Source organism: Paraburkholderia pallida, assembly GCF_004524855.1.
Taxonomy (GTDB): domain Bacteria; phylum Pseudomonadota; class Gammaproteobacteria; order Burkholderiales; family Burkholderiaceae; genus Paraburkholderia; species Paraburkholderia oxyphila.
Genome location: NZ_CP038149.1, coordinates 1,924,217 through 1,942,602, shown reverse-complemented (window position 1 = coordinate 1,942,602; position 18,386 = coordinate 1,924,217). Strand labels below are relative to the sequence as shown.

Here is an 18,386-nt window from a genome sequence, read left to right as displayed (position 1 = left end):
GCGGCGTGCGTGCTGTGGCTAGGTGCGGTTGTCACGCAATCGTCACACCGGTGTTGCCTGGCCGTTCCCTCGTCGTTGTGCCGCCGTTGTCTCGCCTTCGCCTGAGCATCACATGATCGGCACACGGCCTATGCCCGTGCGTCACGCCAGCGCGTGGCGCGGCAGCATGACCTTGTCGAGCGTGATCGGCAAATCGCGCACGCGCACCCCTGTTGCGTGATAGATCGCGTTGGCGATCGCCGCGGGCACACCGGTGATGCCGATCTCGCCGATGCCGCGCACGCCGAGCGGGTTGAAGCGCAAGTCCGGCGCGCCGACGAACAGCACGTCCAGATCGCCGATGTCGGCGTTCACGGGCACGTGGTATTCAGCGAGATTGCCGTTGGCGAAGCGGCCCGTGCGCGTGTCGAGCAAGGCGTCTTCGTGCAGCGCCGTGCCCACGCCCCACACCATGCCGCCCATCAACTGGCTGCGCGCCGTTTTTTCGTTGAGCACCTGCCCCACGTCGTAAGCGCCGACGATGCGCGCCACGCGCAGCGTGCCGAGTTCCGCGTCCACATGGACCTCGGCGAAAACCGCGCCGAACGAGTGGAACGCGTACTGCTGGCGCTCTACGCCGGGCTTCTCCGATGCCTGCGCCTCGATTGGCTTGCCGCCCGCGCGCGCGATGATGGCGGCGGCCGGATCGCGGCGCGAGGTGTCGTTGTTCAAGACGACCCAGCCGTCGACGACCGTGACGTCGGCGGGCGTGGCGCCATGGACCGGCGAAGCGCCATCGGCAATGGCGAGCGCGATCAGCTTGTCGCGCGCGGCGCGCGCCGCCGCCTGCACGGCGGGCGAAACGCTTGCGGCCGACTGCGAGCCGCCCGAGACCGGCGCGCGCGGCAGCGATGAATCGCCGAGCGCGAAGTGGATGCGCTCGGGCGGGAAGCCGAGCGCATCGGCGGCCACTTGCGTCATCACCGTATAGGTCCCGGTGCCGATGTCCTGCGTGCCCGATGCGACCATCGCGGTGCCGTCGGGCAGGATGCGCGCTATGGCCGCCGCTTCGCTGCGGTTCGCCGGATAGGTCGCGCCCGCCGTGCCCATGCCGATCAGCGTGTTGCCCTCGCGCATCGCGCGCGGCGCGTTCACGCGGCGCGACCAGCCGAAGCGCTCCGCGCCCGCCACATAGCACTCGCGCAGCGCCTTCGACGACCACGGCTTGCCGTCCTGCGGCTCCATTTCGGCGTAGTTCTTCAGGCGCAACGCAATGGGGTCCATCTTCAGGCGCCATGCGAGCTCGTCCATTGCCGATTCGAGCGCGAACGAGCCCGTCGTCTCGCCGGGCGCGCGCGTGAAGGTGGGTGTGCCGACGTTCAGCGGCACGACGCGATGGCTCGTGCTCAGGTTCGGGCTCGCGTACATCATGCGCGTGACGAGGCCCGACATCTCGGTCCAGTCCTCGAACGTCGAGGTGTGCGAGAGCGTATCGTGGCGCACGGCGGTGAGCGTGCCGTCCGCGCGCGCGGTAATCGAGAGATGCTGTTCCGTGCGCGGCCGCGAGCCCACCGGCCCGAACATCTGCGTCCGCGCGAGGGCGAGGCGCACGGGGCGGCCGGTCTGCTTCGCCGCCATTGCGCACAGACTCACGTGAGACCATGAGGAGCCCTTACAACCGAAGCCGCCGCCGATGAACGGCGAGATCACGCGGATGTGGTCGGCCGGAATGCCGAACACGGCGGCCACGGCGGCGCGATCGTTCGTCACGCCCTGGGTCGCGTCGTAGAGCGTGAGCTCGGGGCCGTCCCAGCGCGCCATCGTCGCGTGCGGCTCCATCGGGTTGTGGAACTGCGTGGGTGTGGTGTAGACCGCTTCGATGCGCACTGCGCCTTCATGCATACCCGCTTCCACATTGCCGCGCTGCGAATCCATCGGGCGTCCCAGCATGCTGGGCGGCGTGTGCGCCTGCGCTTTCGCGCGCGCGAAGTCGAGCGTCGCCGGCGTGGCGGCATAGGTCACGTTCACGTGCTGCGCGGCGTCGGTGGCGTGCTCGAGCGTATCCGCCACCACGACCGCGATGGGCTCGTTGCTGTAGCGCACGACGTTGTCCTGCAGCAGCGTGAGGCGCCGCACGCCGGGCGGCGAAATCGGCGGGCGCCCCGCGTTCGGCAGGCGCATCGCGTTCTGCCAGGTCATCACGAGCAGCACGCCAGGCAGCGCCTCGGCGCGGCGCGTGTCGATCGACGTGATCGTGCCGCTCGCCACCGTGCTCGTCACCAGCACGGCATGCGCGAGCCGCGCCTCGGGAAAATCCGCCGCATAGTTCGCGCCGCCCGTCACCTTGAGCATGCCGTCGATGCGATCGACTGGCTGTCCGATCAGCTTGTTCATGCGTATTCTCCCGTGCCGGTTGCAGCGTTGCCCGCAGCCAGCATCGCGGCGCGCACGATTGCGCGCTGCGCGAGCTCGACCTTGAATGCGTTGCCGGAGAGTGGATGTGCCTGCGCGAGTTCGGCCGCGGCGGCGGTGCGCAGTGTGGTCGCGTCGAGCGTGCGTCCGGTCAGGTGCTGCTCCGCGCGGCTCGCGCGCCACGGCTTGTGCGCGACGCCGCCGAGCGCGATGCGCGCCGCGCGCACGTGCTGGCCGTCGAGCTGCAGTGCCACCGCCACAGAGACGAGTGCGAACGCGTAGCTAGCGCGGTCGCGCAGCTTCAGGTAGTGCGTGTAATCGCTGAACGCGGGCGGCGGCAGGTCCACCGAGGTGATCAGCTCGCCGGGTGCGAGCGTGGTGTCCAGTTCGGGACGTTCGCCGGGCAGCCGGTGAAACTGCGCAATCGGAATCGCGCGTGGACCGCCTGGGCCGCGCACCTGCACGGTGGCGTCGAGCGCCGCGAGCGCGACGCTCATATCGGACGGATTCACGGCCACGCATTGCGTGCTTGCGCCGAGGATCGCGTGCATGCGGTTGAAGCCCTCACGCGCGGCGCAGCCGCTACCGGGCGTGCGCTTGTTGCATTGCGCGAACGCGGTGTCGTAGAAGTAGGCGCAACGCGTGCGCTGCATGAGATTGCCGCCCACGGTGGCCATGTTGCGCAATTGCGGCGACGCGCCTGCGAGCAGCGCCTGCGTGAGCAGCGGATAGCGCGTGCGCACGAGCGCATGATTCGCCGCGTCGCTGTTGCGCGCGAGCGCGCCGATGCGCAGGCCGCCATCGGGCAACGTCGTGATGCTATCGAGCGCGGCAATGCGCGTGATGTCGATGAGCGCAACCGGATGCGCGATGCCGCCTTTCATGAGGTCGAGCAGATTTGTGCCGCCGCCGATGAAGGCCGCGCCCGGCTGCTGTGCGGCGGCAATGGCGGCGTCGATGTCGGCGGCGCGCTGGTAGGAGAGGGCGTCCATGGCCGTGCTCCTTTTTTCAGGCGCTGGCCGCGTGCGCATCGCGCACGGCGGCCACGATGTTGGCGTAGGCGCCGCAGCGGCAAATGTTGCCGCTCATGCGCTCGCGAATCTCCGCGTCGCTCAGTTGAGCAGGGGGCCTGCGCACGTCGGTGGTCACGGCGCTGGCCGCGCCGGCTGCAAATTCCGTGAGGCACGCGGTGGCCGAGCAGACCTGGCCTGGCGTGCAGAACCCGCACTGCAGCGCGTCGCGCTCGATGAAGGCGCGTTGCACCGCGCTGGGCGCAGTCGCGCTCGCGAGGCCTTCGACGGTCGTAATGCGCTGGCCCTCGTGCATCACGGCGAGCGTGAGGCAACTGTTGATGCGCCGGCCGTCCACGAGCACGGTGCAGGCGCCGCACTGGCCGCGGTCACAGCCCTTCTTCGTGCCGGTGAGGCCCGCATAGTCGCGCAGCGCATCGAGCAGCGTCACGCGCGGCTCGATATGGAGCGCGTATTCGCGGCCGTTGATGTCGAGCTTGACCGGCTGGGCCGGTGTGGGCGTGGGTGGTGGTGCAACGGCATCGGCGGGGGACGGCGCGCTTTGCGAAGGTGCGTCTTGCGACGGCGCATTCTGCGCATGCAGATGGGGCACGCTGCCCAAAGCGGCAGCGGCGGCGGCCGATTGCAGGAAGCGGCGGCGCGCGAGGTCGGCGGGGGACGCGTCGTCGCGTTCGCGCGACGCATCGAGGGGACGTTCGTTGGACATGGCGTTCGACAGACTCCAGGACGAAGGCAAGACGAAAAGCGCGCTATGCAAGCTGCGCAGCGATGCAAAAACGCACGGCGCGTGGCCGCGCAGGGTTGCGTGGCGCGCTTGTCCGAATGCAGCAAATCCGATGCCGCGGCCGCTTGGGCCGATGGCCCCTGCCGCCGCGATCAGAACTGCACGTTGCGCTTGTCGAACCTGAAAGTAAAGCGCTGGAACGCGGGTTTTATGGCGCGAATTGCTTGCTGGCGCAACGCTGTCGCGGGGCTGGCGCCGGGCCGTCGTGAAGCTGGCGTGATGGACAGAATCGCGTTGTCGTGCGCGCCGGACGCGAACGCGAGCGGCGCACCCGTCACGCGACGGGAAAAGTAGCGCAGTGCATCGAAGCGCGCCGCGGCGCCTTTCAACGCGCCACGCCACCCACGCACTTACTCAGGCGCTTCATCGAGGTAGCGATGCACGAACGCGATCGCCATGCTGCCCTCGCCAACGGCCGAGGCCACGCGCTTGACCGGGCTCAGCCGCACGTCGCCGCAGGCGAAGATGCCGGGCACGCTCGATTCGAGCAGCCAGGGATCGCGCCGGTGCGACCAGCGCCCCGCTTTCACGATGTCGTCGCCGGTCAGCACGTAGCCGCGCTTGTCGCAGGCGATCTCGGGCGGCAACCAGTCCGTTTGCGCATCGGCGCCGATAAAGACGAACAGGCCGCCACATTCGCGCCGGCTCACACTGCCGTTCGCCGTATTGAGCATGTCGATGGCGGTGAGATGCGTGTCCCCGTACACGCCGACCACTTCGGTGTTCAACTCGACGGACACGTTCGATTGTGCCGCGACCTGTTCGACGAGATAGCGCGACATCTTCTTTTCGAGCGAGTCGCCGCGCAAGACCAGCGTGACGCTGCGCGCGTGGCTCGCGAAATACAGCGCCGCCTGGCCCGACGAATTGCCGCCGCCGATCAGATACACGTCGAGCCCGTGCGTGCCGCTTGCCTCGCTGCGCGCCGCGCCGTAATAGATGCCTTTGCCGATGAAGCGGTCGAAGCCCTCGATCTCGAGGCGCCGCCACGCGACGCCCGTGGCGAGGATCACGGTGCGCGCGCGCACCACGTCGCCGCCGTCGAGATGGACGGCGTGCGCGGCCGTGTCGATGCGCGCGACGGCGCGCGTGACGAGGATCTCGGCGCCCAGCCGTTTGGCCTGCTGCAAGGCGCGGCTCGCCAGTTCGTCGCCGGAAATGCCGCCGGGAAAGCCGAGATAATTTTCGATGCGCGACGAGGTGCCGGCCTGGCCACCGGGCGCTTCACGCTCGACCACAATCGTACGGAGTCCTTCCGACGCGCCGTAGACGGCCGCGGCGAGCCCGGCCGGCCCGCCGCCGATGATGAGCGTGTCGTATTCGTCGCGTCCCGGCTGAGTCTGCAAGCCAAGCCGCTCCGCGACCTCGCGCGTGGTGGGGCGGGTGAGCAGCGTGCCATCGGCAAGGCGCAAGGTGGGGCAGGCGTGGTCCTCGGGGCAGGCGCCATCCCAGCGGCTCTTGAGCTCCGGCGCATCGGGCGTGAGCCATTCGCAGCTGATCTGGTTGCGCGCGAGGAACTGCCGCAGGTCCGCGCAGGCGGGGTCCCAGCGTGCGCCTATCATCGTCACGCGCGTCTTCGGCGGCTCGGCGGAGAGGCCCTGCAGTCCGCCGATGCGTTCGCGCGCGAGTGCGCCCATGCGGGTGGCGACGTCGGACGAGGCAGCGGCTAGCGCATAGTAGTGCTGAGCGTCTACGCGCATGACACGCGAGGGCTCGGCTGCGCGATAGGCGCCCGGAAACGGCGAACTGAGTGCGAGCGGCACCTCGCCGAAGATCGTGCCCGGCACGCGCCAGCCGAGCGTGCGCTCGACGCCGTCGAACCGCTTGACGACCTCCATCTTGCCGGACAGCACCGCATAGAGCGCACGTTCGCCGCCTTCGTGCACGGCGTATTCGCCGGGGCTCAGATGCAGATCCGCGGAGGTATGGGCGAGGCGTTCGAGTTCGGTATCGGGCAGCGTGGAGAAGAGGGGGATCGCGCGAATTTCGTCTATGGTCAGCATGGCATCGCCAATGAGCGGGCAAGCAGGAAACGACGATGGGAAAACGACGCGGCACGGCGCCCGGGCTTTGCGGCGCGGACGTTTCATGCAGTATAGGCGGCGCTCTGGCCGGCGTTGATCGAATCAATCGACTGAGGAATCGCGCGCGTTTTCAATCGTGACGGCGGCTGCGCCGCAGTCGGTCGATGGTGCGGCAATAACGAGGACCGCTAATCGATGGCGCCGTCCTGCGCTTCGCCCAGCGCCAGCGCGGCTATGGTGTCGCGCAGCCAGGTCAGCGCCGGGTCGGCGTGGCTGCGCGGATGCCAGGCCGCATGCATCGAGAAGCCGCGCGCCTCGAACGGCAGCTCGAACAGGTCCACGTGCTCATGGCAGCGCGCGACGAGCCGGTAGGGGAGCGTCGCCACATAGTCGGTGCGCGCGAGCACGTCGGGCACGAGCGTGAAGTGCTGCACCGAAAGCGCCACGCGCCGGCGCCGCCCGAGCGCTTCCAGATGCTCGTCCATGAAGCCGAAGAAGCTGCCGCCGCTGGTCGAGACGAGCACGTGCTCGAGCGCGCAATAGCTGTCGAGGTCGAAGGCGGCGGTGCCGCGCGGGTGCCCTTTGCGCTGCGCCACGACGAAGCGCTCGTCATAGAGCTTCCTCGCCTTCAACGCCGGCGGCACCTGCTGCGCGGAACCGAGCAGCAGATCGATCTCGCCGCGCTCGAAGCGTTGCGCGAGCGAGCCCGATTCGATGGCGACGAACGCGAGCTGCACGCCCGGCCCCGCGAGGCGCGCCCACTCGATCATCAGCGGCAGGCCGAGCACGGCCACGCACTGATCGCTCGCGGCGACCACGAAGCGCCGCGTGCCGGTGCGCGGATCGAACGCCGGCTGGCGGCGCACCACCGTTTCGAGCGTTTGCAGCGCCGCGCGCAGCGGCTCCATCAATTCGAGCGCGCGCACCGTGCGTGTCATGCCGCGGCCATTGGCGGCGGGAATCAGCAGCGGGTCGTCAAAGAGCTGGCGCAGCCGCGCGAGCTGGGCCGAAACGGCCGATTGCGTGAGGTTCAGGCGCGCGGCGGCGCGCGTCACGTTCGATTCCGCGAGCAGGGCGTCGAGCGAGACGAGCAGGTTCAGGTCGATGCCGGAGAGATCGATCACGGTGATGGGTGCCATGCGGGGAATCGATTTCAAGAATACGTCCGCTTCGCCTACAGTTCAATCCGTCAGACGAACCGTGCAAGCCTTATTCCGTCGGACCAAGGACCAAGGAGAACGAAGCCATGAAAGCCTGGATGCTCGATCGACCCGGCCAGCCGCTCGCGCTGCGCGAAGTGCCGCGACCCGAACCGCGCCGCGGCGCGCTGCTGGTGGGCGTGGAGGCCGTGCCGCTCTTGAGCTACACGCGCCAGTACGTCGAGGGCAAGCTGCCCTACGGCTACCCGGGCGGGCCGTTCTCGCCGGGCACGAACGGCGTTGGCCGCGTGCTGGCGGTCGGCGAGGGCGTGTACGGCTATCGCCCGGGGCAGCGCGTCGCGCTGAGCCCGTACTGGATCGCCGACGAGGCGCTGCGCGAGCCGGCCCAGGCGCTGCTCGGCCTCACCACGATCAGCCCCGACAGCGCGCCAATGCTCGCCGACTTCGCGCACGGCACCCTGCGCGAGGCGGTCGAGTTTCCGGCTTCCACGGTGTTCCCGCTCGACGGCCTGGACGACATGCCGTCCGCGCGCCTCGCCGCGCTCGGCAAGCTCGTGGTGCCGTTTGGGGGGCTGCGGCGGGGCCGGCTAGCCGCGGGCGAAACCGTGGTGGTGAACGGCGCGGCCGGCGCGTTCGGCTCGGCGGCGGTGCTCGATGCGCTGGCGCTCGGCGCGAGCCGTGTGGTGGCGCTCGGGCGGCGCGCCGCCGCGCTCGCGCCGCTCGCGGAGCTTGGCGGTGGGCGTGTCGCCACCGTGGCGCTCAGCGGCGACATCGCACGTGACAGCGAGGCGATCCAGGTCGCGGCGGGTGGCGGCGCCGATCTCGCCTTCGACATGGTCGGCCACGCGACCGACCCGAACGCGACGCTTGCCGCGCTGCGCAGTCTGCGCCGCAACGGCCGCATGGTGCTGATGGGCAGCATGGAGGTGGAGCTGCCGATCGCCTATCGGGAGATGCTGCTCAACAACTGGGAGTTGATGGGCCACTTCATGTACAGCGGCGCGGACTATCGGGCGCTGATCGCGCTCGTGCGCTCCGGCCAGCTGCCGCTCGATGCGATCGAAATCGAGCGCTATCCGTTCGAGGCGCTGGAGGCTGCGATCGACGCCGCGGAGAAGGCGCAGGGGCTCACGTGCGTGACGGTTTGCATGCCCTGAGGCGCTGAAAAAGCCCTTGAAAAAACGATTCGGCCCGCAGGCGCGATGTGCGCGTGCGGGCCGATGTCAATGATCGATGAGCCGGGCGGCGCGTACAGACAAGCCGCGCGCCGCTCACGAGCCTCAGTCGATGCCGTGGAACACGGCGTCGTCCGGGCCGAGGTACGCAGGCGGACGCCACGCGGCATCGCGCATCGAGTGCTGCACGAGATTCTCGACGCCCAGCAGCACCGCGAAGATCGCCATGCGCACCGGAATGCCGTTGTCGGTCTGGCGGAAGATCGCGAGGCGCGGATCGTGGTTCAGATCGGTCGAAAGATCGTTCGCACCCGGGCGGCTGTCGCGCGGCAGCGGGTGCATCACGAGCGTTTCGGCGCTGCAGCACTCGTCCATCAGCGCCTGATTGATCTGGAATTCGGGCGTGTAGCCTTCGAACGATTCGTCGGCGAAGCGCTCCTTCTGGATGCGCGTCGCGTACACGACGTCCGCGCCGCGCAGGCCTGCGCGCAGGTCGTGCGTCTGCTCGACCACGTGGCCATTGGTCGAAATCTTGTCGACGATGTACGCCGGCATTTCGAGCTGCGGCGGCGAAATGAGCGTGAACTTGATGCCGCGATACAGCGCGAGCAGCTTCACGAGCGAGTGCACCGTGCGGCCGTATTTGAGGTCGCCCACGAGCGCGATATGCGCGCCGTCGACGATCTTGCCCAGACGCGAGAACTCGCGCTGGATCGTGTAGAGGTCGAGCAGCGCCTGGCTCGGGTGCTCGCCGGGGCCGTCGCCGCCATTGATCACGGGAATGTTCACGGCGCGCGCGAACTCGGCCACCGAGCCTTGCTCAGGATGCCGAATCACCATCGCATCCACGTAGCCTGCCATCACGCGGCTCGTGTCGTAGATCGATTCGCCCTTGGCCATCGACGAGAACGTGAAACCCGTCGTGTCGCACACCGATCCGCCCAGCCGGCAGAACGCGGCGCCAAAGCTCACGCGCGTGCGCGTGCTGGCCTCGAAGAACAGGTTGCCGAGCACCGCGCCTTCGAGCACGCGCGAGATTTTCCGGCGGCGCGCGATGGGCTGCATGATGTCGGCCACGCGGAACAGGGCTTCCACGGAATCGCGCGAGAACTGGTCGACCGACAGCAGTTGCGGCTTGCCTTCGAACTGCATCTGGCTGGCCAGCGAACGCGGATCTACGCTTTGCGTATAGACTTCGCGCGTTTCACCGTTGCCGACGATCTCCGACACGAAGCGCTCGACGATCTCGGGCATCGCGCGCGATTCCTGCGACTCTTCGGGCAGCAGCCAGGTGTCGAGCGCCCGGCGCGACACGCCGATGCGGCTCGCGAAGGCGTCGCGGGTCATGTTCAGACGCCGCATGGCGTCGCGGAGGAAGGCTTGTTGCGGAACGCTCATGCTGGGCACCTGTGATGGCTGGTTGATGTACGCGGTGCGTATATTAGTGTGCCTGCGTGAGAAGTCAAGCGCTTTTGCGGCTCGCCCCGGCCGCGACACGCGCGATTTGCCGCGCCCGCGCGCGCTTTTATCGGGATGGGCATTTTTGAGGCGCCGGGATAATCGCGGTTTCGATTATGGAGGGGCCGGCGCGCGCCGGGCCTGGCAGCCTGAGATGTACGCATTGTTTTGCACCCTGGTGTCGTGCGCAGCACTCGTGCGCGCGAAACGGCGCCGCCGCCGGAGCCGGCCATGAAGATGCCCTGGTCGAGCTCGGTCGACGAGCTTTCGAGCGGCGAGACCCGCTTTGTCACCCACCGCGCCGCGCGCCGCACGGCGGTGGTGGCCGCCTGCGCGGCCGCCGTGCTCGCGCTCGCGGGCGGCATCGCCATCGGCCGCTACGGCGGCATGGCGCTGGCGCCCGCGGCGCCCGGCCCGGCCGGCGCGGAGATGCACCACTACGTGGTGGGCGAGATCGGCCGCATGAACGCCTCGATTGCGCTGCTCGATCCGCGCATCGCGCGGCTTGCCGCCCAGCTTGCCGAGCTGCGCCAGTTCGACCAGCGGCTGCGCGCGCAGCCGCCGCGCGGGGCGGCGGTGGCGCCCGCCGCGCCCGCCACGCGCTCCGGCGACGACGACGGCGGCGAGGGTGGCCCCGCGCTCGCGCCGCGGCACTGCGTCGAGGCGTCCGCCGCGCGAGCCAACGCGCGCGCCGTCAATGGCGAAGTCGACTGCATGGCCGCCACGCTCGGCGCGCTCGAGCAGGCCGTGGCGCAGCACGAGGCGGCGTGGGACGCGTTTCCGGGCCGCCGCCCCACCGTGGCAGGCCGGCCCGGCTCGCCGTTCGGCAACCGCATCGACCCGTTCACGCAGCGCCTGAGCTTCCATCCGGGGCTCGATATCGTCGCGCCCACGGGCACGCCGATACTCGCCGCGGCGGGCGGCCGCGTCATCTTCGCGGGGCAGAAGTCGGGCTATGGCAACGCGGTGGAGATCGATCACGGCAACGGCTTCGTGACGCGTTACGGGCACGCCTCGAAGATCGACGTGCAGGTCGGGCAGGTCGTGCTGCCGCGCGAGCATATCGCCGACGTCGGCTCGACCGGGCGCTCGACCGGCCCGCACCTGCACTTCGAGGTGATCGTGAAGGGCCTGCAGGTCGATCCCAAGGACTATCTCGATCTCTTCAGCGCGTACCGGGACGCAAGCGAAGCGGCCAACCGCGCCGTAAGCGGAGCAGCGAACGGGGCGGCAAGCGGAGCAGCGAACGCGCTAGCAAACGGCGCCGCAAGCAGCGCTGGAGGCGTCAATGGCTGACCTACGGCGTTCCGCGCGCCAGCGCCGCGACGCGCAGCGCGCCTTCGAACTGCAGCCCGTGCGCTCGCGCGCATGGCGCTGGGGCGTGGCGCTCGCATGGACCGCCGTAGCGGCGGCGGCCGGCGCGGGGCTCACCGCGTGGGCGCTGTATGCCGATGAAGGCGGGCGTTGCCCGGTCGTCGCGCCCGATTTGCTGCAAACGCGGCTCTCCAACGCCGAGCTTGCGCTGGAGCAGGAGCGCGCGGCGCGCTCGGCCTTGCAAAAGGCGGCGGACGCGGCGCAGGCCGAGGCCGCGAAGCTGCAAGCCGAGCTCGTGTTCTTGCGCGGCCACGGCGCGCGCCCGAACGCGCATTGATCCCGCGCGCGTGCTTGAACGCGAAATCGGCCAGGCCCTTTCAGACCAAACGCAACGAAACACAACCGAACACAACCAAACGCAACGGTGTCACCCATGTTCAAGAAGAAGAAACCCCAGCCGGGCATCGCCCAAACGAAGCTCGCGACCTTGATTTCCGAGGACGTCCGCATCACGGGCAACCTGGAATTCGCCGATGGGCTGCGGCTCGACGGCCAGGTCAACGGCAATGTCAGCAGCAAGGCGGGCGCGCAGACGCTGCTCGTGCTGAGCGAGCGCAGCAGCGTGCAGGGCAACGTGCACGGCTACGACATCGTGGTCAATGGGCGCATCGTCGGCGACGTGATCGCCGATCATTTCGTCGAGCTGCAGGCGAACGCGCACGTGGTCGGCAACATCTACTACCAGCAATTGCAGATGGATTGCGGCGCGAGCGTGGACGGCAAGCTCACGAAGCGCGACCCGGGCGAGGCGCCGAGCCTGCTGCTCGATACCTCCGTCGTGGACGTCGAGGTCCACAGCTGATTCTTTAAGCGATGTGCGCAGGCTCGCGCGGTTTCCCGCGATTTCCCGAGTTTTCCGGTACACTGCACCGCATGTCACGTCAGCCGAATTCCTCCGTCACGTTGTTCGCCGTCGCCGCTTCGCGCGCGACGCGTGCGTGCGTGCAGGCTTCGCGCCCGTGCCTGAAAGCCAAAGCCAAAAAACAGCCGCTCATCTGACCGGAGTTCGCTGTTCCGTCAGATGTGCGATGGAACGGCCTGCCGGCGGCGCCCCGCCTCTTTCTCCCTACTGGCTTGCCCGATTCCCGCGTACGGATCGACGGACCTTCCATACGGTCGCGTTCAAGGGAAAGTCATGTCTTCGTTTTCGGGTATCTGGATTCCGCTCGTCACACCGTTCAATCGCGGCGCCGTCGATCACGAGGCGCTCGACGCGCTCGTGCGCCACTATGCGCAGGCGGGCGTAGCGGGTTTTGTTGCGCTCGGCACGACGGGAGAGCCGGCCGCGCTCGACGATCGCGAGCAGGACGCCGTGCTCGCCACCGTGCTCGCGAGCGCGGGCAGCTTGCCGGTGGTCGCGGGCGTGAGCGGCAATCACACGCAGTCGGTCTGCGAGCGCGTCGCCGCGCTCAACGAAACGCCGGTAGCGGGCGTGCTGGCGGCGGCGCCGTATTACATTCGCCCGTCGCAGGCAGGTGTGATCGGACACTTCGCGGCGCTCGCCGACACGAGCCGCAAGCCCGTGATCCTCTACGACATTCCCGCGCGCACCGGCGTGCAGCTCGAATTGCCGACCTTGCTCGAACTGGCGGGCCATGCGCGCATCGTCGCGGTGAAGGATTGCGGCGGCTCGCTCGAGAAGACGCTCGCGCTGATTCTCAACGGCCGCCTGCAGGTGCTCTGTGGCGAGGACATCGAAATGTTCGGCGTGCTGTGCGCGGGCGCGAGCGGGGCGATTGCGGCATCGGCGCATCTGTTGCCGGAGCGTTTCGTGGCGATGGAGCGGGCGCTGCGCGAGGGACGTCTCGCCGATGCGCGCGCGCTCTGGCACGCACTCGTGCCGCTCGTGCGCGCGGCGTTCGCGGAGCCGAATCCGGGGCCGGTGAAGGCGGCGCTCGCGCGGCGCGGGCTCATTCGCAATGAGCTGCGCGCACCGATGACCTGTGCGAGCGAGGCGCTCGAAGAGACGTTGGGAAGGATGGTGGCGTGAAACTGTGGCGAAAATCGCTACAGCAGCGGCGCGTCCTGAAATGTGGGACGCGCCGCGAGCCCTAGCTCGTGGCGCGCGCGCTGGCGCTGCTACGCGCACGGCGCCGCGTGCGCGGGCGTTCGGCGTCCACCGCTTCGCCATTGAGCAGAATGCGGCGCCCGGGCACGTGCTCCGCCACGAGGCGCGCGATGTCGAGCGCCGAACTCTCGGCGGGCACGACCTGGCGGCGCGCGCCGTCGTCGAGCAGCGTGGTCCATTCGACGAGCCGATACGCACGGCCCCATGGATTCTGCAGCGGCATGGAGACACGGCACGACGCCACGCGTGTAGTCGAGCCGTCGCGCAGCAGGGACTGCAAGTGCATCAGCACATCGTCGTCTTCAACCATGACCTCGCTCCTCCTCGGCTAACCGCACAAAAAAACGCCGCCGATGTTCCGGCGGCTCAACAGGGGTGAGCATATGTTTGCAGCGAAGAATTAAACCAGGCTTAAGAGACGGTGCCGGCCGCGTGCGATCGACGCTCGCGCCGCGCGCATGCGGCTGTGAAGCGCGCGCGAACGCCCGCTGCGCGAACCGCGGTCCGCGCGGGAGGGGCAACTTGCTGGCGGGAGTGGGGCGAGCGATCAGTGCGGGTTTGCGCTGTTTTGTCGCAGGGTCGCGCGGACCTTGCGCGCGGCGAAGAGCGGGAGATAGTCGAGGATGCGTGCGTCGGCGCGATAGTTGTCGAGCGCGTCGGCGTAGATGCGGGCTACCGTTTCCTCAGGGGTATTGGTCTCTTCGGCGATGCTGTGGACGATTTGCTCGGCGTCGACTTGGGGCATGGTGGTTCTCCAGTCAGCGAGGGGGCGAGGCAGGCGGAGATGCCATTCAAGGACAAACTCGCGCGCGACGCCAATTGAATCGGCCTATCGGGAGCGGCGTGCGGCCGCGAAAAAGCACGCGCGCAAATGCATCGTCCCCGGCCAGGGCATGGCGCCCTGACCGGGGACGAGTAAGCGAAGCTGATCGCGATGCGGCGTTCGCCGCTTACGCCACGTTCTCGAGCGACGGATAGTCCGTGTAGCCGGTTTCGCCGCGCGCGTAGTAGGTCGACGGATTCGGTGCATTGAGCGGCGCGTTCATTTCGAAGCGGCGCGGCAGATCCGGATTCGCGATGAAGAGCTGGCCCCAGGCGACGGCATCGGCTTCGCCATCGGCGAGCACGCGTTGCGCCGCTTCCAGCGTGAACTTTTCATTCGCGATGTACGGGCCGCCGAATTCGGCCTTCAATTGCGGCCCGAGACGGTTTTCGCCGAGCGACTCGCGCGCGAACAGGAACGCAATCTTGCGCTTGCCCAGCTCGCGTGCGACGTAGCCGAACGTTGCTGCCGGGTTCGAGTCGCCCATCGTGTGCGCATCGCCGCGCGGAGCGATGTGTACGCCCACGCGATTCGGCCCCCAGACGTCGATGCACGCGTCGGTGATTTCGAGCAGCAGACGCGCACGATTTTCGATCGAGCCGCCGTAGCCGTCGGTGCGCTGGTTGGTGCTGTCCTGCAGGAACTGGTCGAGCAGATAGCCGTTCGCGCCGTGAATCTCGACGCCGTCGAAGCCCGCGGCCTTCGCATTGAGCGCGCCCTGGCGGAATGCGGCGATGACGCCGGCGATCTCGTCGGTGGCGAGCGCACGCGGCGTGACGTAGGCGCGTTGCGGACGCACGAGGCTCACGTTGCCCTGCGCCGCGATGGCGCTCGGCGCGACGGGCAGCGCGCCGTCGAGGAACAGCGGGTCAGAGACGCGGCCCACATGCCACAACTGCAGGAAGATGCGCCCGCCCTCGGCATGCACGGCCTCGGTCACGAGCTTCCAGCCCTCGACCTGTTCCTGCGACCAGATGCCCGGCGTTTCCGCGTAGCCCACGCCCTGCGGCGTGACCGAGGTCGCCTCGCTGATGATGAGGCCCGCCGAGGCGCGCTCCGCGTAGTACTTCGCCATCAGTGCATTGGGCACGCGCGCTTCGCCCGAGCGCTGGCGCGTGAGCGGCGCCATGATGATACGGTTGGGCAGCGTGAGGTCGCCGATTTGAATGGGGTCGAAAAGCGTTGCCATGTGTTCACCTTGTTGCGGGCGCGGCCCGCGGCCTTGAATCGATACGGAAAATGAAGCCGGCCTTGCCGGTCGGCTTGCGACGATGCTCGCCGTCACAACTGCTTGCTCACGAGGGCCAGAAACGCCTCGATCACTGGCTCGTTGCGCTTGAAGAACACCCATTGGCCGACGCGTTTGGACGTGACGAGCCCCGCCTTCTGCAGCGCGGCCAGATGCGCCGACACCGTGGATTGCGAGAGCTCGCAGTGCGCGTCGATCCGGCCCGCGCAGACGCCGTGCTCGAGCGGAAGCTCCTGATCGGCGAAATGGACCTTCGGCTCGCGCAGGCATGCGAGGATCTCGCGCCGCACGGGATTCGCCAGCGCCTTGTAGATCGCATCGACGTCGACGTCGAGCGTTGGGGTCGGTTCAGATTTCTTCATGGGCGTTGCATCGTAACTGTGCGAATCATATATCGCATTTTAACGATATGGGCGATGACACTGATTTCAAGAGGGTTGTCCGTCCGGCGAGGCGAAAGACCGCACTTTACGGAGTTGGGGGTTCGGGGCAGCCGGCGGTGGATGCGCATGCGCGGCGCGCAATTCCGCTTCAGCGCGAGCGCGGCTTGCTTGTCGCCGCGACTAACTGCATAGGATTCGCAAAGATCAGACGAAAGACGATGGTCTCGAACGCGATGTCGTGGCCAAACTCTGTTCGTTAATTAGATAAGGAATCCGTATTTCAGATAGCAAGCCTGCTCTGCCGATTGCGCCAGCATCCGCACCGAAAGTATGTCGTAATCATCTGATTTGAAAGGATTTTATAAGGCAAAGACTGGCGCCGCTTTCCATCTCTATTCGACCAATCGCATCGCTCCCGCCCGCAATACGATTTGCATCAAGGAAGGGCGCCTACACCAGATCCCAGTTCACGCGCAGTGGCCTCAAGCTTGTCGGCCAATTGCCGTTAGAGGGGTTCGGGGGATGAGTCGATCCTCCTTTGTGGCCAATCTGCAGGCAATTATGCTATGCAGTCCTTACTTAACAAGGAGTCTTCCCATGCTGCGTTTTATCCGTTCCCTTTCGCGCGACGAGCGCGGCGTCAGCTCGCTGGAATATGCGGTTCTTGGCGGCATCATCGTCGCTGCCCTCGCTCTGGTTGGCACGTACATCGCGGGCAGCAATGGTACGGGTGGTATTCAGGGCCTCTTCAACACGCTGCTCACGAAGGCCACCAACGCGATCTAGTGGTCGTGATGCTCCGGCCCAGCATGAGCCTGTGCGAGCCGGAGCCCACCTTCCTCGGTGCAGAGGCAAACGATGCTAGCCCTGGGTGTAGTGAAAGCGGGTGCCTGCATGACCCTCGTCGTGCTCGCAGGTTTCGATCTGCGCATGCGGCGCCTGCCCAATGCCGCCGTGGCCGCGTTTGCCGCCCTGTATTTCGTCAACGCCGCGATGATCGGGCTCGTCCATGCGTCATGGGACATCCATGTGGCTGCGGGTGCGGCGTCGCTTGGCGTGGCTGCACTGATGTTTCGATTGGGTTGGCTCGGCGGCGGTGACGTCAAGCTTGCCGCCGCGGTCTTCCTTTGGGCAGGGCCCGAGTCCTCGCCGGTGCTGGTGGTGGTTTCGTTGTTCGGAGTGCTTGTGGCCCTCGCCGTGCTCGCCGTGGCCGGCTTGCAGCGCATTCCCGCCCTGGCGGGCTTGAGCATGCGGCTGGACTGGATCGCGCCGGCGCGCGGCGTCCCGTACGGCGTCGCACTCGCGTTGGGCGGCATCGTCGCAGTCTTGTTGCAGCCCACAGCCGGCCATCGCACGACGCTCGCCATGCTTCAGTTGCTCGTTTAGTTATCCAAAGTTACCTGCTGCCGAGTCGTGCGCCGCCAGCCTGAATACAAGGCCGCCCCTATGCAAAACTTCATCAAGCTTGCCGCGCTCGTTGTCATCGCCGCCATTGGCGCATTTATCATTCGTGCGCTGTTCATTGCGGCATCGAGCCCGCACGCGGCGTCTCACGCACCGATGGTGCGCGTGCGCGCCGCTGCCGACGATTTGCCGGACGGCCTGCTGTTGCGCGACGCGGACCTCGTATGGAAGACGATGCCGCGCGACCAGGTCCCGGCAGGCGCACTCGTCGAAGCGCCCGCCGACGACAGCAGCGCGAAAGACCTCAAAGGCGATCTGCTGCGGCACGCGGTACGCGCGGGGACGCCCCTTGGCGTTGCCGACGTGATTTTGCCGGGCGCCCCCGGTTTTCTCGCCGCTGCGCTCAAGCCTGGCATGCGGGCGATCTCGGTGGCCGTCGACGACGTCTCGGGCAATGCCGGGCTCATTCAGCCGGGCGACTATGTCGACATCCTGCTGACCCAGCAGATGCGCAACGAAACAGGCGCTCATGTCGATCCTGCGCGTGCGGTCGAATCGGAAACGGTCGCCGAGCGCGTGCGCGTACTTGCGGTCGGCACGGCGTTTCGTCGTCCGAAGGATGACGACAGCGCCGCGGGCAACGCCCCGAGCACGAACGCTCGCACCGTGACCATCGAAGTCACGCCGACGAGCGCCCAGACGATCACGGTGGCGGCGCACCTCGGCACGCTCTCGCTTGCGTTGCGCAGTTTTGCCACGCGTGACCGGCACGCGCCGGATGTCGAGGACGTCGCCATGACGCGGACACCGCCGGTGTGGGCCGGCGACGTCTCGCGCGCGCTGCGCGGTGAAAGCGCACCGGCCACGCCGCACGCGCTGAAAGCCGCCGCACCGGCGCCGCATGTCGTCATCTACCGCGGCTCGACCGTCGAGCAGGCAGACGTTGACTTGCCCGGCGGCACGTCGACAGGCGCGCCGGGCCTGCCGCCGCTGCCTGCCGGCATGCTGCCCGCCGCGCCCCCACGCGCCGACGCGGCTCCCGCCACCGCTGCAGGATCATAG

Annotated in this window: 18 protein-coding genes and 1 pseudogene; 9 read left to right on the top strand and 10 right to left on the bottom strand. The window is 68.0% G+C overall.

From position 1 onward, the window contains the following. Window positions 1-141 precede the first annotated feature (141 nt). From E1956_RS23870 to E1956_RS23860, 3 genes are read right to left on the bottom strand one after another with little or no spacing between them, the layout of a single operon-like run. Complete coding sequence (locus E1956_RS23870; RefSeq protein WP_134753491.1) at window positions 142-2,373, bottom strand: xanthine dehydrogenase family protein molybdopterin-binding subunit; 2,232 nt, start codon at window positions 2,371-2,373, stop codon at window positions 142-144. Then, window positions 2,370-3,383 (bottom strand): FAD binding domain-containing protein, encoded by a 1,014-nt coding sequence (locus E1956_RS23865; RefSeq protein WP_134753489.1) that lies wholly within the window; start codon window positions 3,381-3,383, stop codon window positions 2,370-2,372. Before E1956_RS23865 ends, E1956_RS23870 begins: the two co-directional genes overlap by 4 nt. A 16-nt stretch (window positions 3,384-3,399) precedes the next feature. Next, window positions 3,400-4,128: a (2Fe-2S)-binding protein gene (locus E1956_RS23860; protein WP_134753487.1), complete on the bottom strand. Its 729-nt coding sequence runs from the start codon at window positions 4,126-4,128 to the stop codon at window positions 3,400-3,402. Between the two features lie 45 nt (window positions 4,129-4,173). On the opposite strand from E1956_RS23860, the gene E1956_RS23855 reads away from it, so the two are divergent. Then, window positions 4,174-4,500: a hypothetical protein gene (locus E1956_RS23855; protein ID WP_167760097.1), complete on the top strand. Its 327-nt coding sequence runs from the start codon at window positions 4,174-4,176 to the stop codon at window positions 4,498-4,500. Window positions 4,501-4,556: 56 nt separating this feature from the next. Here the strand turns inward: E1956_RS23855 and E1956_RS23850 are convergent, their stop codons facing one another. Next, a complete protein-coding gene (locus E1956_RS23850) occupies window positions 4,557-6,209 on the bottom strand; it encodes an FAD-dependent oxidoreductase (RefSeq protein WP_134753483.1) in 1,653 nt (550 codons plus the stop codon). A gap of 209 nt (window positions 6,210-6,418) precedes the next feature. Next, a complete protein-coding gene (locus E1956_RS23845) occupies window positions 6,419-7,369 on the bottom strand; it encodes a LysR family transcriptional regulator (RefSeq protein ID WP_134753481.1) in 951 nt (316 codons plus the stop codon). 107 nt (window positions 7,370-7,476) lie between these two features. On the opposite strand from E1956_RS23845, the gene E1956_RS23840 reads away from it, so the two are divergent. Beyond that, on the top strand, window positions 7,477-8,547 hold the full coding sequence (locus E1956_RS23840) for a zinc-binding dehydrogenase (RefSeq protein WP_134753479.1): 1,071 nt from the start codon (window positions 7,477-7,479) through the stop codon (window positions 8,545-8,547). Window positions 8,548-8,670: 123 nt separating this feature from the next. On the opposite strand, the gene E1956_RS23835 is transcribed toward E1956_RS23840, so the two are convergent. Then, complete coding sequence (locus tag E1956_RS23835) at window positions 8,671-9,963, bottom strand: aspartate carbamoyltransferase (RefSeq protein ID WP_028223157.1); 1,293 nt, start codon at window positions 9,961-9,963, stop codon at window positions 8,671-8,673. A gap of 291 nt (window positions 9,964-10,254) precedes the next feature. Between E1956_RS23835 and E1956_RS23830 the strand changes: the two genes are divergently transcribed. From E1956_RS23830 to dapA, 4 genes are all read left to right on the top strand, one after another. Continuing rightward, complete coding sequence (locus tag E1956_RS23830; protein WP_232071575.1) at window positions 10,255-11,319, top strand: M23 family metallopeptidase; 1,065 nt, start codon at window positions 10,255-10,257, stop codon at window positions 11,317-11,319. After that, window positions 11,312-11,674: a hypothetical protein gene (locus tag E1956_RS23825; RefSeq protein WP_134753477.1), complete on the top strand. Its 363-nt coding sequence runs from the start codon at window positions 11,312-11,314 to the stop codon at window positions 11,672-11,674. Before E1956_RS23830 ends, E1956_RS23825 begins: the two co-directional genes overlap by 8 nt. A gap of 96 nt (window positions 11,675-11,770) precedes the next feature. Further along, the gene (locus E1956_RS23820) at window positions 11,771-12,199 is read left to right on the top strand and encodes a bactofilin family protein (RefSeq protein ID WP_134753474.1); all 429 of its coding nucleotides are present in this window, start codon (window positions 11,771-11,773) and stop codon (window positions 12,197-12,199) included. A 333-nt stretch (window positions 12,200-12,532) separates the two neighbouring features. After that, window positions 12,533-13,387 carry a 4-hydroxy-tetrahydrodipicolinate synthase gene (dapA, locus tag E1956_RS23815; RefSeq protein ID WP_134753472.1) on the top strand — a complete coding sequence of 285 codons (855 nt, stop codon included), beginning with the start codon at window positions 12,533-12,535 and terminating at the stop codon, window positions 13,385-13,387. A 154-nt stretch (window positions 13,388-13,541) separates the two neighbouring features. On the opposite strand, the pseudogene E1956_RS23810 reads toward dapA, so the two are convergent. The 4 genes and pseudogenes from E1956_RS23810 to E1956_RS23795 form a co-directional block, all read right to left on the bottom strand. Next, window positions 13,542-13,775: pseudogene (locus E1956_RS23810) on the bottom strand (DUF2866 domain-containing protein); the annotation flags it as partial. A gap of 237 nt (window positions 13,776-14,012) precedes the next feature. After that, a complete protein-coding gene (locus E1956_RS23805) occupies window positions 14,013-14,210 on the bottom strand; it encodes a DUF3562 domain-containing protein (RefSeq protein ID WP_134753468.1) in 198 nt (65 codons plus the stop codon). A gap of 205 nt (window positions 14,211-14,415) precedes the next feature. Continuing rightward, window positions 14,416-15,477, bottom strand: coding sequence for an alkene reductase (locus tag E1956_RS23800; protein ID WP_134753466.1), 1,062 nt, complete (start codon window positions 15,475-15,477; stop codon window positions 14,416-14,418). Between the two features lie 92 nt (window positions 15,478-15,569). Beyond that, window positions 15,570-15,899, bottom strand: a complete 330-nt coding sequence (locus E1956_RS23795; RefSeq protein WP_134753464.1) for an ArsR/SmtB family transcription factor — start codon at window positions 15,897-15,899, stop codon at window positions 15,570-15,572. A gap of 618 nt (window positions 15,900-16,517) precedes the next feature. Here E1956_RS23795 and E1956_RS23790 point away from each other — a divergent pair. The 3 genes from E1956_RS23790 to cpaB all read left to right on the top strand — a co-directional run bounded on the left by E1956_RS23790 (window position 16,518) and on the right by cpaB (window position 18,386). Next, a complete protein-coding gene (locus E1956_RS23790; protein WP_134753462.1) occupies window positions 16,518-16,706 on the top strand; it encodes a Flp family type IVb pilin in 189 nt (62 codons plus the stop codon). Between the two features lie 108 nt (window positions 16,707-16,814). Continuing rightward, a complete protein-coding gene (locus E1956_RS23785) occupies window positions 16,815-17,306 on the top strand; it encodes a prepilin peptidase (protein WP_232071573.1) in 492 nt (163 codons plus the stop codon). A gap of 60 nt (window positions 17,307-17,366) precedes the next feature. Beyond that, a complete protein-coding gene (cpaB, locus tag E1956_RS23780; RefSeq protein WP_134753458.1) occupies window positions 17,367-18,386 on the top strand; it encodes a Flp pilus assembly protein CpaB in 1,020 nt (339 codons plus the stop codon).